We start from the raw sequence: 13,841 nt of genomic DNA on the forward strand, positions 1-13,841 counted from the left end.
TTATGATTTAACATGGGAGTTTAAAAACATCTTCACCACAAAGAGTGTTGAGAATCTCAACCATTGTATTAAGAAAATTAAGAATACTAATATACAAGAGTTTAAGAGCTTTACGAATGGATTAGCCCGGGATATTGAAGCTGTCAGAAATGCGGTAACTTATGAGAATAATAATGGTCTTACCGAAGGGAGCATAAACAAGTTAAAGCTTATTAAAAGAATCATGTATGATCGATGCAAATTCTCCACATTGCGGACAAAGATTCTACTTTTGGAGAGAATGAGACTTTTCAACTAACTTCGGGAAGAACCATTTTTTACTTGCCAAATACATTCATCAGTCCCGTTTGCCAAAGAGCCTTTGTCTCTGCTGTATTTCGCTACAACTGCTACTGTTACCTGCCATACAACCTGCAATAGAGATAGGTAACAATTTACTATACAAGGAACAAAATTGACCTGCTCCTCCATTTAGTGATTTAACTATCTTTATTATTCAGAGCTAAAACTCAAAGAAAAATCTCTTACATTTATTGTAACGTAATTTCCTTAATATGTTAATTATTTTTTGTTGTCTTGTTAGTTAAAGGGGTACTTAGTACAAAAAATAACCGTAGATAGTAGCACGAACACTATTCTTGTTATAATTATTTTTTTTCAGAACGTCTATAATCCTCTTTTAAAAAATATATGTAAATATAATAAAAAACGAATGATTAATAGAAATATTCTACACCACTCGTTTTTTATCGGACTTCTTTTTACTGTACTTTTATTTTCTTTATGAGTTATTAGAAAAATAATTGTCTATATAAGTCTTTATTTTTTCAAAATTCTTTTCCATAAATAAGATTGCTGGTACTTCAATTATTGGAAGATTATTTTCATTATCAAAAGCTAGACACGGTTTGGGAACTACCAAATAGTCAACTGAGTTTTTATCCCTAATATAATTAATTGAAACATCATAATACTTAGAAAAATATTCCTTCAAATCATCCTGATTCCTTAAAAATGGTAGAGAAAATATTGAACCATAATTTATACCAGCGTCGACAATTAATACAAAGCATATTTTTTTCATGATACACCCTCCTCGTATAATAAGTTTTAAGTTAATAACTGTTCCTTGAAAATTAAATAGTTTTTATCTTCAAGAGCTACATCAAAAAAATGATGTATGGGTAAAATTTAGTCTTGGATACTGGGGGATTTCCCCAGATAATGGAAGTATGGAAATGGATCCATCGGGAATATGCTTACTCCTCCTGTAGTTCGACCACGTTAAAAGACTGTGACCCAGACCAAAATGCACTGCATACGCACAAGCTGTATCGGTTTCCTTCACTTACCTCTCATAATGGTGGGAGGAGTAGCTTAGATGAAGGCAATGCAATCATTGAATACTCATACGCGAGGTTGTGGCTATGTTTTTGACTCTAGGGAGATCCCACAGTATCCAAGCTCATTCCAAATACTATTCAAAGAAAGGAGGTCCTTTCTTTGAGATTATTCGTAGCTATTGATGTAAGCTCTGAAAAACTTGATGTATGTTTTCTTGACAGTCATGACACTGTTTTGAAAGAAATTTGTCTTTCAAACGATGTGAATGGTGCCAACGCCATTAAGGAGGATGTTCTCCATTTTCATCAGTTGTACAACTATAAAAAAATTGTCATTGGTATGGAATCTACTTCCGTCTATAGTTTCCGTCCTTCCATGTTCCTAACGGAAGATAAGGATTTGAGGGCTTTAGACGTGGAAGTGGTCGTACAAAATCCAAAAGCCATCCATCGGTATAAAAAACTCTTTGAAGAAGATAAGACCGATAAAATAGATGCTTTCCGTATTGCCGATTTTTTACGAATCGGACGGTATAATAAGTTTCTTATCAAGGAGGAAAAATACGTTGCCCTTCAACGTTTAACACGATCTAGATATCAACTCGTTCACCAGCAAACAGAATGTAAGCAACACTTTCTGAAGAACCTTTACTACAAATGTAATACGTTATCGAAAGAGTTAAATACCTCTGTTTTTGGTGCGACGATGATGGAAATACTCTCAGATTCCCTTTCGTTGGATGAAATCGCAGAAATGGATCTAGAAGCACTCGCTACTCTTCTTCAGAAAAAGGGGAAAGGACGCTTTAGCGACCCGGAAGATTTAGCGAAAACCATCAAGAAAGCCATACGTGACTCCTACCGACTAGGTAAGGTCGTTCAAGACTCTGTGGACGTTGTATTAGCCACTTATGCACGATTGATTCAAACATTGAAAAAACAAATCAAAGAGATAGAAAAAAGCATTACTGCTTTATTCTAAGCCATTCCAGAAGCGAGATATTTAACAAGTGTTCCAGGCATTGGAGTCGTATACACCGCGGGAATCATTGCGGAAGTTGGACAAATTGAACGCTTTGAGAACGAAGCACAATTGGCCAAATACACCGGTCTTTACTAGAAAAAATCGCAATCTGGAAACTTTGAATCGGAACGAACACCCATGACACGAACGGGAAACCAGTATCTTCGTTATTACATGGTTGAAGCTGCCAACTCTGTACAATTTCGTGAAGCTACTTACCGTGCTTATTATTTAAAGAAATATGATGAAGTTCCGAAATACAAACATAAAAGAGCCCTTGTCTAAAGCCGTAACTAGATTCGCTAAATTGTTTTTCAAATATTGAACCAAACACTTGACTGATTGCTTGTTGAACAACCCTATCCACTACTGTCGGTATTCCCAATTTGCGCATCTTCCATAAAAAGAGCCAGGTCCATAAAAAAATAAGGACCTGGCTCATAAAGACATCATTATGTAAAGCCGTTAACTTCCCTACGCTGGTACGAGCCAGATTAGGTCCAAAGGGTTAAGAAGTTCACGCGCTTCTCTCTCAGCCTACGCATACGTTAGGCACCCCTAGTTTATCACTGATTTAATTTTCAATACCTTTCTATCATACACCATAATTTGGAAAATTAAAAGTTTATTTCTTTTGTTGTTTACGGAATCATCCACGTTAAATAATAAGCCTGAACATAAGTCATAATACCAACAATAATTACGAAGAACAAACTATGCTTCACTGTAAAACGGAACAAATCCGATTCTTTTCCAGCAAGACCAACCGCTGCACAAGCGATCGCAATCGACTGCGGGGAAATCATTTTACCTGTTACACCGCCTGTTGTATTTGCTGCAACGAGAAGCACTTCAGATACGCCGACTTGCTGCGCTGTAATGGCTTGTAAATTCGAGAACAGTGCATTCGCAGACGTATCAGACCCTGTTAAGAATACGCCAATCCAGCCTAAGAATGGTGAGAAGAACGGGAATAGTCCGCCAGTTCCAGCTAATGCTAACGCTAACGTGGAAGATAGACCAGAATAGTTTGCGATAAATGCAAACCCTAGTACGAATCCGATAGATAGAATTGGCATTTTTAATTCGCTTAACGTTTCTTTAAATGTCACTACTGCATCTTTTACATTCATTTTCAAAATAAACATGGAAATGATACAAGCAATTAAAATCGCTGTTCCGGTTGCCGATAATACATCAAACTTCAGAATTGCCTCGTAAGGCGTTGGTTTATTTACAATTGGCTCTGCTTTCATTACTAGATTATGCAGACCTGGAATTTCAAACTTAAATACGAGACTTTCTAAAGCTCCTCCTGGAGTGAATAATGCCTTAAAGAAACTTTGGCTCCAAATGACTACCATAACCGTTAATACGATAAATGGGGACCATGCCTTCACTACTTTTCCAAACGTTAATTTCGGCATCGATGCTACTGTCGTTGTTGCTGCTACTTCACTATTTACTTGCCCGGATTGATAAGTTTCTTTCGGCTGCCAAACTTTTAAGAACAGCGCTAAACTAATTAAACTTACAAGTGCCGATGTAATATCCGGAAGTTCCGGCCCTAAAAATGTCGCTGTAATGAACTGCGTAATCGCAAATGAACTACCCGCTACAAGTAACGCAGGCCACGTTTGTCTTATCCCTTTAAATCCATCCATTAAAAATACGATAAAGAATGGAACAAATAATGATAGGAACGGTAATTGATGCCCAGCCATTTGTCCAATTTTATGTGGATCAATACCTGTTACTTGTCCAGCAACTGTAATCGGAATTCCCATCGCTCCGAACGCCACTGGTGCAGTATTTGCAATCAAACAAAGACCTGCTGCGTATAAAGGATTTAACCCAAGACCCGCAAGAAGCGCTGCTGTAATCGCTACTGGTGCCCCAAATCCTGCCGCCCCTTCTAAAAATGCTCCAAATGAAAATCCAATTAAAATAACGAGTAGACGATGATCGTTCGTAATCGATAATACCGATGCACGAATCACATCGAATTGACCTGTTTTCACAGAAATTTTATATAAAAATACCGACATAATGATAATCCAAGCAATTGGCCATAATCCGTATAAGAAACCATATCCGGTCGCTGCCATTGCCATCGTGAACGGCATTTTATAAGCAAATAACGCTACTAAAACTGTAAGTACAACTGTAATAAACCCTGCCACATACCCTTTCATGCGGAAAACTGCTAAAGCTAAGAAAAAAAAGATAATCGGAATAAGTGCGACCGCTGCCGAAATCCAAATGTTTCCGAATGGATCATAAACTTGTGTCCATGTGTTCATTGTTCTCTCCCCCTAAAGAATCCCCTTTTGAATAGAATAACCCCATCAATAGACTATCAGGTCATCATACCTTTAAGTCTAAAATAAAAAACGTTTAAGAAAACGTTTTCAACAACTTTCATTTATACTGTACCATAACAATTTCTATTAAAAAAGATTTTTTTGAAAATTTTATTATTTAACAGAAAATCTTACAAAATCGTCACGTTCTTGTAATGTTCATCGATAGGAAGTTTGCCAAAATTATTGCATAATAATAGTATAACAACAGAAATTATTTATGAGGTGATATATATGAACGGAAATAAAATATTAGCTGCGTTATCATACTTTAGTGTACTATTTGCCCCTATCTTATTCCCTATTATCGTTTGGATTGTAGGAGACGCTGAAACAAAACCACATGCAAAACGTGCTCTATGGACACACATCATTCCAAGTATCGCTACATTCATTGGCGTAACTATTTTAGGAATTATGGGTCTTGGATCTGATCAACCAGATGTAACACTTGGAATTGGATCAATGATTGTCTTAGCTATTTGCGGAATCATCAGCTTATACTACTTCATCTGGAACATTGTAAAAGGAATTAAAGTGCTGAAAGCTTAATTTTAAACAAATGTTTGTTTAAAAAGGGCCCCTTGCAAATTGCAAGGGGCCCTTTTCCTAATTCGTTCACTTTATCTTCTGCGTTTCTTCTTTTTTCTCATCATTTTCTTTCGGCGTGTATTCACTTTATCCGCTATAATGTGGAGCGTACTTGCCACAACAATTCCCATTAAGAATGTTACAATTTCAACCTCATGTTTCTGCGCAATTTCTATTAAATTACCATCCAATGCGATTACATTTAATAGTAATAAAAATGGAGAAAAGACAATTAACATGTACGCAATACGAATCACATCACCAAGTATAATCGTATGCGTAAAGAAAGATCGATGTGGCATTACTTTCTTATAAGGATACCAAAATATACGTAAGAAACCCCATTTGTTATAAGCATTACTGTACGTATCTAAATCTGGTGTTAAAAATGAAGTACCTACTAAAAAACCAATTGCAAAAGTTAATAAAAAATCAAAATTTGTTAATCCATACGAAAAGAGCAAAAACAAAACAACCGGAAGGGATATTAAGTTTATTTTCGTATGCGTTCTTCCTGATGGCATAATGCACTTCCTCGCTTACGTTCGTCCTGTCACCTCATGACAGATTTCACCTATTGACCTAATTTCTGATCGATAAATGTTGTGTCTATATCCGAACCAAACCATTCTGCCAACTTCACTCGTGCCTTATCTTTCACATCTTCATTGACGTATAACGACACCTGTATTAGTGCGGCCGTTAACGCCCCTAAATCATCCGTATAGCCAATTCCAGCAATGAAATCTGGAATCGCATCAATCGGTGCAATAAAATAAGCAAGTGCTCCAATTACAATAATTTTCACTCGTTTTGGAACATCGGGTCTTTGCAAAACGTAAAACAGTAATAAACTTGCATAAATGACCGACTGCCCTGCTTGCTTTGCAACATGTTTTACTTTCTTCCAAAACGCTTCAACTGAAAATTTTTGTTTCATGTAAAAAGCCTCCCTATTTTTAAAAAGAAATAAGCTACAATATGTTATCAGTAAAAGTTCATGGAAATTACACAAAACCTATCAATGAACTTCCATTGTAACAAACAAACCAAAAAAGAACAAGTGTTCGTTAATTTTCACACGATTTCCTTCATATAATAGATTTCTAGATAACCCTTACCCATCTTCGTTTCTTATTTCTCAACAAAGAAAATTTTCACTTCCACTTAACATTCTGCTCTACCTTTGTTATATTTTCTAGTTGACGGACATATAAACGAATGTTAAAGTTTTCTCTGGTAGTGACAAATCTTATACAAAAAATGTAAAATGTTATAGTGTTTCTCAGAAATGAATTTTGTTGTATAATACAGAAATGACGTTATGCTTATGAGCAACAAAAGAAACCAAAAGGGTATGCATAGTTATAGTCGTATATGGGTGAATATAGAACCTTTAATTATGGCCAAGAAAACTATGTATTTTTTATTTTAGCATTTTTCGCTCCAAAATCGACCAAGCCTGATAGAGAAAGGGTGGAAATGAATGAAAGAAACCTTGAAATCACAATTTCAAAATGTGCGTTTCACTTTATTCGTAGCTTTAGCCTTATGGCTGAAAACTTACCTTATTACACGCACAAGCTTTGATTTAAAACTTGAATCTTTCATGCAAGAATTCATTTTATTCCTTAGCCCATTAGCAGCATCATTACTGCTTGTTGGTCTTGCATTATTTGCAAAAGGGAAAAAACGTAACTATATAGCACTTGGAATTAATTTTGTCTTAACAATCGTTCTTGTTGGTAACGTAATGTTCTACGGATTCTACAATGACTTCGTTACATTACCGGTGCTAGGACAAACATCTAACTTCGGAAGTTTAGGTTCTAGTGTGAAAGAATTATTTAACTACAAAATTATCCTTGCATTTGCAGACATTATCGTTTTCTTCGTTCTATTAAAGAAAATGAAGAACTTTGCACCTACAGAGCGTGTAGCACGCCCGATGCGTTCTCTATACTTCGTATCAACAGTTGCTATTTTCTTCGCAAACTTAGGACTTGCAGAAGCTGAACGCCCAGAACTATTAACACGTTCATTCGACCGCGTTATGCTTGTTAAAAACTTAGGATTATATGTACACCAAGTATACGATCTTGGCTTACAAGCAAAATCAAGTTCACAAAAAGCGTTCGCTGACGGTAGTAAATTACAAGAAACAGAAAACTACGTAAAAACAACACAAAGTAAACCAGATCCAAATATGTTCGGTACTGCAAAAGGGAAAAACGTAATTGTTGTCTCTCTTGAGTCATTACAAACATTCTTAATTGGTGCAACAGTTAACGGACAAGAAGTTACACCATTCTTAAACCAATTTACGAAAGAAAGTTATTACTTTGATAACTTCTTCCATCAAACTGGTCAAGGTAAAACATCTGATGCTGAATTCCTAGTAGATACTTCGTTATATCCACTAGACCGCGGTGCTGTATTCTTCACACACGGTAACAATGAATATACAGCAACTCCAGAAATTTTACGTCAGCAAGGGTATCACACGTCGGTATTCCACGCAAACAACGCAACATTCTGGAACCGTAACATTATGTATCCAGCACTTGGTTATGATCGTTACTACAACGAACTTGACTACAAGATTACGCCAGAAACAAAATTAAACTGGGGATTAAAAGATATCGAGTACTTCGATCAATCTATTGATATGTTAAAACAAGTGAAGCAACCATTCTATACTCGCTTCCTTACTTTAACGAATCATTACCCATTCACTTACGATGACAGTACAAAATTAATCGACGAATACAATTCTGGTGATGGCGTATTTGACCGTTACATGGTAACTGCTCGTTACTTAGACGAAGCAATGAAACACTTTATTGAGCGTCTAAAAGCAGAAGGTATTTACGACAACTCAGTAATCGTATTCTACGGTGACCACTACGGTATTTCTGAAAACCATAACCGTGCAATGGCACAGTTCTTAGGAAAAGAAGAAATCACTGCATTTGACCATATGAACTTACAAAAAACACCGATGTTTATTCACGTTCCAGGTCAAAAAGAAGGTAAAACAATTTCGAAACCAACTGGTGAAATTGACATTAAACCAACTATTCTAAACTTACTTGGTGTAGATTCTACAAATGACGTTCGATTCGGTCATGATGTATTCTCACCTGATAATAAAGGATTCGTTGTTCTTCGTGACGGTAGCTTCGTTACAGATAAATACATGTACACAAACAGTACATTCTATGACCGTGCTACTGGCGAAGTTGTACAATTACCGAAAGAAGAATCTCAACCACTAATTGATCGCGCCCAAAATGAATTGAACATGTCTGATAAAATCATTGAAGGTGACTTACTTCGCTTCTCTGAAAGTAATAAGATCAAAACTGGTGAAGTAAAAACAGTTATTAAAGAAGAAAAGAAGAGTGCTGAGTAATCTCAGCCTCTTTTTTTATTTTCTTCCATACAACTACTTATATTCATTAACTTTAAAATTACATAACCTTTACCAAATATTCACATAGTGTTAATGAAGAATCTCTATAATAAAATATGTAAACGAGGTTCTACATATTTCTTATCTCTCATCTTTCGTAAGATCCCTTAAAGAAGTGTGTAAATCTTTTGTTTCTACTTTCTTATAATTGTCTTTCAACATGTTTTGTTTCCATACACAAAACATTCAACGAGACAATGTCCCTATGAAAGATAGCTACCCTCCTTGTGCAGCATTCCATAAGAATGTTGCTTTTTTTTATTTAAAAGCAGGATTCTCATTCTTATTTTCGAATTTGTATATACAAAATGCTGTAAAGTGAAACTTTAATCAGCCCTCACCAATCGGGCAGCTACGGGCAGTTATTCGCCCAATTCACTTCTTTGCTCCACCCTAATTTTTAAGTGAAAGTTTTACTGCCCGTGAATGCGGGGTAAATCATCCTTACTTCTCTATGATTTACAAATACATATACGGTCATATGTAGAGAATTGCTTACATAAAAATTACTATAGTGATTTTTATGTCGCATGAATGAAAGTTTCACGTTACTTACGTACTTACGAAAGGATGGGACGGAAATTGGCATACGAAAAATTTGTACTTTGGAATGATGAAGTTATTGATACAACAAAACAACAAACGTACATAGAACTTGAAGAGAGAGGTTCGCAGTTCGGAGATGGTGTCTACGAGGTTATTCGCCTATATAAAGGGAACTTTCATTTATTAGATCCGCACATAACGAGATTATATCGATCCATGGAAGAAATAGAATTATCGCTCCCTTTCTCAAAAGCTGAGCTCATCACTTTACTTTACAAATTAATTGAACGAAATCATTTCCATGAAGATGGCACAATTTATTTGCAAGTATCTCGTGGTGTACAAGCTCGCACACATATATTTTCATATGACAACCCTCCAACAATTTATGCCTATATTACAAAAAAAGAAAGACCAGCGTTATGGATTGAATATGGTATACGCGCTATATCAGAACCCGATACTCGATGGCTACGCTGTGACATTAAATCATTAAATTTATTACCAAACGTACTAGCTGCTACGAAAGCTGAACGAAAAGGCTGTAAAGAGGCACTTCTCGTAAGGAATGGTATTATAACGGAAGGAAGCCATTCCAACTTCTTTTTAATTAAAAACGGAACTCTTTACACACATCCAGCCAATCACCTTATTTTAAATGGCATTATTCGTCAATATGTCCTTTCTTTAGCGAATACTCTTCACATACCTGTACAGGAAGAACTTTTCAGCGTTCGTGACGTTTATCAAGCAGATGAATGCTTTTTTACAGGCACAACGATTGAAATTTTACCAATGACCCACCTTGATGGAACCGCGATTCAAGATGGGCAAGTTGGGCCTATCACCAAAAAACTGCAAAAATCATTTAATCAAATCTTGTTACAATCCAATATGGCATCTTCTTAAACCCGAATAATTTCTGTCCTTTCACATTCAATATATGCATTTAAATGGAAATCAAGGTGTAAATTTATGCCTTGATTTTTTCTTGTAATCTTTTTGTCATATTCAGATTCCCACATAAGCCTTGACAGTAATCGACATGCTCTTTAGAATTTTTAACAGTTGGTAAATATTTCTTCACTACATTACAGACAGAAAGGAATCGACAAATTATGAAAAAGTATCTTGCCGGTCTTGCGGCAGTGTCTGTAGCAGGAGGAGCAGCACCTACACTTGATAGTGTTCAAGCTGCACCTGAACAAAATACACAAAAGGCTGCTACAACTGTCCAAGCTTCTGCGTCAAACAACTCATCTTATACGGTAAACGCGAGCGTCTTACATGTTCGTGCGGGATCAAGCACTTCTCACGACATCATCTCACGCGTTTATAACGGTCAATCACTAAACGTGATTGGCGAAGAAAATGGTTGGTTCAAAATTAACATTAACGGAAGAACAGGCTTTGTTAGTGGCGAATTTGTATCAAAAAGTGGAGCAGCAAACAACAATGTAAGCACAGGTGGAAATAATAAAGTTACCGCTGATGTATTACGTGTACGTACAGCTCCTAACACTTCTAGTTCTGTTTCTGGACGTGTATATGAAGGACAAACATTAAACGTAATTGGACAAGAAAATGGTTGGGTGAAAATTAACCATAATGGACAAGTAGGTTATGTAAGTGGCGAATTCGTATCTGGCGTTTCTTCTAATGCAGGTTCTTCAAACAACAATACGAATAATAACAACCAAGAAGTAAAACCAGCAAGCGGAAACTATACAGTAAATGTATCTTCCCTTCGCGTTCGTACAGGTCCTAGCACTTCTCACACAACTGTAGGTTCTGTCAAAAAAGGACAAGTAGTACAAGTTGTTGGCGAAGTTCAAGATTGGTTCAAAATCAATTACGCAGGACAAACTGCTTATATAAGCAAAGACTACGTAACAAAAGGCGGTTCTAACGAAAACGTTACAGAAGGCAACAAACAAGAGCAAAACAATAATGGAACTATTCAAACTGGCGGTTCTTATGTAGTTAACGCTACATCTTTACGTGTTCGTACAGGCCCTGCTGCTTATCATAGTGTAATTGGTGGCGTTTTAAACGGTACAACATTAAACGTAGTTGGATCTGAAAACGGTTGGTTTAAAGTAAATTACCAAGGAAAAACAGGCTTTGTTAGCAGCGAATTTGTAAAATTCGTTAAAGGTGGCACTACTACTCCTGAGCAACCAAAACAACCTGAAAAACCTAACCAAGGTGCAATTGGTGACTACTACATTAATGCTTCTGCACTAAATGTACGTAGCGGCGAAGGTACAAATTATAGAATCATAGGCGCACTTCCACAAGGTCAGAAGGTTCAAGTAATCTCTGAAAACTCTGGATGGAGCAAAATTAACTACAACGGTCAAACTGGTTATATCGGAACACGTTACCTATCTAAAACACCAGTTGGAGGCGCAGTAGATAATAAGCCTAACAATAACCAAAATAACAATCAAAACAATAACAACAACAATAATAATACAGGTAATAATAGCGGCGACAGTTCTTCCGTACTTGCATACGCAAAATCAATGCAAGGTGTACCATACGTTTGGGGCGGAACTTCTGCTAACGGTGTTGACTGCAGTGGTTACATCTACCACGTATTTAAGAAATTTGGTCATAACATTAGCCGCCAAAGTGTTGCAGGATATTGGAGTAGCCTACCAAAAACTTCAAGTCCACAACCTGGTGACTTAATTTATTTCCAAAACACTTATAAATCTGGTCCTTCTCACATGGGTATCTACCTTGGGGGCGGATCATTTATCCAAGCTGGAGATAAAGGTGTAGCAATCGCTTCATTAAGTAACTCTTATTGGAAGAGCCACTTCTTAGGATACACGAAAGCACCTTAATTAATAGTTTCAAAGCCTTCTAGTTTACTAGAAGGCTTTTTTGCTATGAGTTCAACATATTACTCCCTTTCTCCTACCTTCTCTCTACAAAAATAATGTATCCATTCTTCCATTTCATACACTTTATTCTGCAAAAACAATGCATAACGTTATCATAATGTATATATTCCCATAAAAAACATAACCTATTTCATGTCTATTTATTTCATATGTGTTTTTTTGAAGAATTTTCTTTTTATTTAAACTTTTCATTAGACGTTTGACCTCCGATGTCCATTATGATAAGTTACTTAAGATGTTATATTCGTAAACGTATAGACAACTGGTTTATACACTGTTTTTACTATGAGGAAGGAGCATACACTGCATGAATCTTTTATGGGGAATTGGCGGCGTGATTGGAGTATTAGCAATTGCATTCTTACTATCTTCCAACCGCAAAGCTATTAATTGGCGCACAATTTTAATCGCGCTAGCATTACAAATGTCATTTTCATTTATCGTATTACGATGGGATGCTGGTAAAGCAGGTTTAAAACACGCTGCTGACGGTGTTCAAGGATTAATTAATTTTTCTTACGAGGGAATTAAGTTCGTTGCTGGGGATTTAGTCAACGCAAAAGGACCTTGGGGATTTGTATTCTTTATTCAAGCACTACTTCCAATCGTATTTATTAGTTCATTAGTAGCAATCTTATATCATTTTGGTATTATGCAGAAATTTGTTAGCGTCGTTGGTGGTGCATTAAGTAAACTTCTTGGAACTTCTAAAGCAGAAAGCTTAAACTCAGTAACGACTGTATTTTTAGGACAAACTGAAGCTCCAATCTTAATTAAACCTTACTTAGCACGCTTAACAAATAGTGAATTCTTCACTATTATGGTAAGCGGTATGACAGCTGTTGCTGGATCAGTTCTTGTCGGCTATGCAGCAATGGGTATTCCGTTAGAGCACTTATTAGCAGCTGCAATAATGGCAGCTCCATCAAGCTTATTAATTGCGAAACTCATTATGCCAGAGACAGAAAAAGTAGATAATAACGTTGAACTTTCTACAGAACGTGAAGACGCAAACGTTATCGATGCAGCTGCACGCGGTGCATCTGAAGGTATGCAACTTGTTATTAACGTAGCAGCAATGTTAATGGCTTTCATCGCATTAATCGCTTTATTAAATGGATTATTAGGATGGGTTGGTTCTTGGTTCGATATTAAACTTAGCCTTGATTTAATCTTCGGTTACTTATTATCACCATTTGCAATCTTAATCGGGGTTTCTCCTGGTGAAGCTGTACAAGCAGCAAGCTTTATCGGTCAAAAACTTGCAATCAACGAATTCGTTGCATACGCAAACTTAGGACCACACATGGCAGAGTTCTCTGACAAAACAAATCTAATTTTAACATTTGCAATCTGTGGATTCGCAAACTTCTCTTCTATCGCAATTCAATTAGGTGTAACAGGAACGTTAGCTCCTACTCGCCGTAAACAAATTGCACAATTAGGGATTAAAGCAGTTATCGCTGGTACATTAGCGAACTTCTTAAATGCAGCAGTTGCAGGTATGATGTTCCTATAAACTTATATAGAGTCTTCTCTTTCTACAAGAGGAGACTTTTTTCATGCAATCCAAATGTCTTTTAT

At 36.4% G+C, this 13,841-nt stretch carries 12 protein-coding genes, 1 pseudogene and 1 riboswitch; of the genes and pseudogenes, 8 read left to right on the forward strand and 5 right to left on the reverse strand.

The window, feature by feature from the left end; translation table 11 throughout:
* The first annotated feature begins 28 nt into the window (after nt 1-28).
* Nucleotides 29-298 carry a transposase gene (locus DN399_RS28780; RefSeq protein WP_367946495.1) on the forward strand — a complete coding sequence of 90 codons (270 nt, stop codon included), beginning with the start codon at nt 29-31 and terminating at the stop codon, nt 296-298.
* 483 nt (nt 299-781) lie between these two features.
* On the opposite strand, the gene DN399_RS25715 is transcribed toward DN399_RS28780, so the two are convergent.
* The gene (locus DN399_RS25715) at nt 782-1,084 is read right to left on the reverse strand and encodes a hypothetical protein (RefSeq protein WP_086388899.1); all 303 of its coding nucleotides are present in this window, start codon (nt 1,082-1,084) and stop codon (nt 782-784) included.
* A gap of 419 nt (nt 1,085-1,503) precedes the next feature.
* Between DN399_RS25715 and DN399_RS25720 the strand changes: the two genes are divergently transcribed.
* Together DN399_RS25720 and DN399_RS28785 are read left to right on the forward strand one after the other, a co-directional pair.
* Nucleotides 1,504-2,325 carry an IS110 family transposase gene (locus DN399_RS25720; RefSeq protein ID WP_074553754.1) on the forward strand — a complete coding sequence of 274 codons (822 nt, stop codon included), beginning with the start codon at nt 1,504-1,506 and terminating at the stop codon, nt 2,323-2,325.
* Between the two features lie 66 nt (nt 2,326-2,391).
* Nucleotides 2,392-2,652 (forward strand): annotated as a pseudogene (locus DN399_RS28785) (transposase).
* On the opposite strand, the gene DN399_RS28790 reads toward DN399_RS28785, so the two are convergent.
* The gene (locus DN399_RS28790) at nt 2,579-2,752 is read right to left on the reverse strand and encodes a reverse transcriptase family protein (RefSeq protein WP_033695279.1); all 174 of its coding nucleotides are present in this window, start codon (nt 2,750-2,752) and stop codon (nt 2,579-2,581) included. The pseudogene DN399_RS28785 and the gene DN399_RS28790 sit on opposite strands and share 74 nt — an antisense overlap.
* Before the next feature lie 69 nt (nt 2,753-2,821).
* A riboswitch (TPP riboswitch) is annotated at nt 2,822-2,937 on the reverse strand.
* Between the two features lie 71 nt (nt 2,938-3,008).
* Nucleotides 3,009-4,670: an L-lactate permease gene (gene lldP, locus DN399_RS25730; protein ID WP_046393082.1), complete on the reverse strand. Its 1,662-nt coding sequence runs from the start codon at nt 4,668-4,670 to the stop codon at nt 3,009-3,011.
* 294 nt (nt 4,671-4,964) lie between these two features.
* Here lldP and DN399_RS25735 point away from each other — a divergent pair, with 294 nt between their 5' ends.
* A complete protein-coding gene (locus tag DN399_RS25735) occupies nt 4,965-5,282 on the forward strand; it encodes a magnetosome magnetite crystal formation protein family (protein WP_001014099.1) in 318 nt (105 codons plus the stop codon).
* A gap of 71 nt (nt 5,283-5,353) precedes the next feature.
* Here DN399_RS25735 and DN399_RS25740 read toward each other — a convergent pair whose 3' ends face one another.
* Nucleotides 5,354-5,845 (reverse strand): metal-binding protein, encoded by a 492-nt coding sequence (locus DN399_RS25740; RefSeq protein ID WP_001139061.1) that lies wholly within the window; start codon nt 5,843-5,845, stop codon nt 5,354-5,356.
* A 50-nt stretch (nt 5,846-5,895) separates the two neighbouring features.
* The gene (locus DN399_RS25745) at nt 5,896-6,261 is read right to left on the reverse strand and encodes a YkvA family protein (RefSeq protein ID WP_000810369.1); all 366 of its coding nucleotides are present in this window, start codon (nt 6,259-6,261) and stop codon (nt 5,896-5,898) included.
* 546 nt (nt 6,262-6,807) lie between these two features.
* On the opposite strand from DN399_RS25745, the gene DN399_RS25755 reads away from it, so the two are divergent.
* The 4 genes from DN399_RS25755 (at nt 6,808) to DN399_RS25770 (ending at nt 13,776) form a co-directional block, all read left to right on the forward strand.
* A complete protein-coding gene (locus DN399_RS25755) occupies nt 6,808-8,736 on the forward strand; it encodes an LTA synthase family protein (protein WP_000665335.1) in 1,929 nt (642 codons plus the stop codon).
* 630 nt (nt 8,737-9,366) lie between these two features.
* Nucleotides 9,367-10,251, forward strand: coding sequence for a D-amino-acid transaminase (locus DN399_RS25760; protein WP_080342281.1), 885 nt, complete (start codon nt 9,367-9,369; stop codon nt 10,249-10,251).
* 209 nt (nt 10,252-10,460) lie between these two features.
* Entirely contained in the window at nt 10,461-12,197 is a 1,737-nt protein-coding gene (locus tag DN399_RS25765) for a C40 family peptidase (RefSeq protein WP_149150051.1), read from the forward strand.
* A 367-nt stretch (nt 12,198-12,564) separates the two neighbouring features.
* Nucleotides 12,565-13,776, forward strand: a complete 1,212-nt coding sequence (locus DN399_RS25770; RefSeq protein ID WP_001051020.1) for a NupC/NupG family nucleoside CNT transporter — start codon at nt 12,565-12,567, stop codon at nt 13,774-13,776.
* The last annotated feature ends 65 nt before the right edge of the window (nt 13,777-13,841 follow it).

The organism is Bacillus sp. AR4-2 (assembly GCF_008274865.1).
Classification (GTDB): Bacteria; Bacillota; Bacilli; order Bacillales; family Bacillaceae_G; genus Bacillus_A; species Bacillus_A cereus.

Excerpts from the sequence above, each read along its gene's own strand:
- DN399_RS25715 (WP_086388899.1), bottom strand. The coding sequence starts at position 1,084 with ATGAAAAAAATATGCTTTGTATTAATTGTCGACGCTGGTATAAATTAT.
- lldP (WP_046393082.1), bottom strand. The coding sequence starts at position 4,670 with ATGAACACATGGACACAAGTTTATGATCCATTCGGAAACATTTGGATT.
- DN399_RS25735 (WP_001014099.1), top strand. The coding sequence starts at position 4,965 with ATGAACGGAAATAAAATATTAGCTGCGTTATCATACTTTAGTGTACTA.
- DN399_RS25740 (WP_001139061.1), bottom strand. The coding sequence starts at position 5,845 with ATGCCATCAGGAAGAACGCATACGAAAATAAACTTAATATCCCTTCCG.
- DN399_RS25745 (WP_000810369.1), bottom strand. The coding sequence starts at position 6,261 with ATGAAACAAAAATTTTCAGTTGAAGCGTTTTGGAAGAAAGTAAAACAT.
- DN399_RS25755 (WP_000665335.1), top strand. The coding sequence starts at position 6,808 with ATGAAAGAAACCTTGAAATCACAATTTCAAAATGTGCGTTTCACTTTA.
- DN399_RS25760 (WP_080342281.1), top strand. The coding sequence starts at position 9,367 with ATGGGACGGAAATTGGCATACGAAAAATTTGTACTTTGGAATGATGAA.
- DN399_RS25765 (WP_149150051.1), top strand. The coding sequence starts at position 10,461 with ATGAAAAAGTATCTTGCCGGTCTTGCGGCAGTGTCTGTAGCAGGAGGA.
- DN399_RS25770 (WP_001051020.1), top strand. The coding sequence starts at position 12,565 with ATGAATCTTTTATGGGGAATTGGCGGCGTGATTGGAGTATTAGCAATT.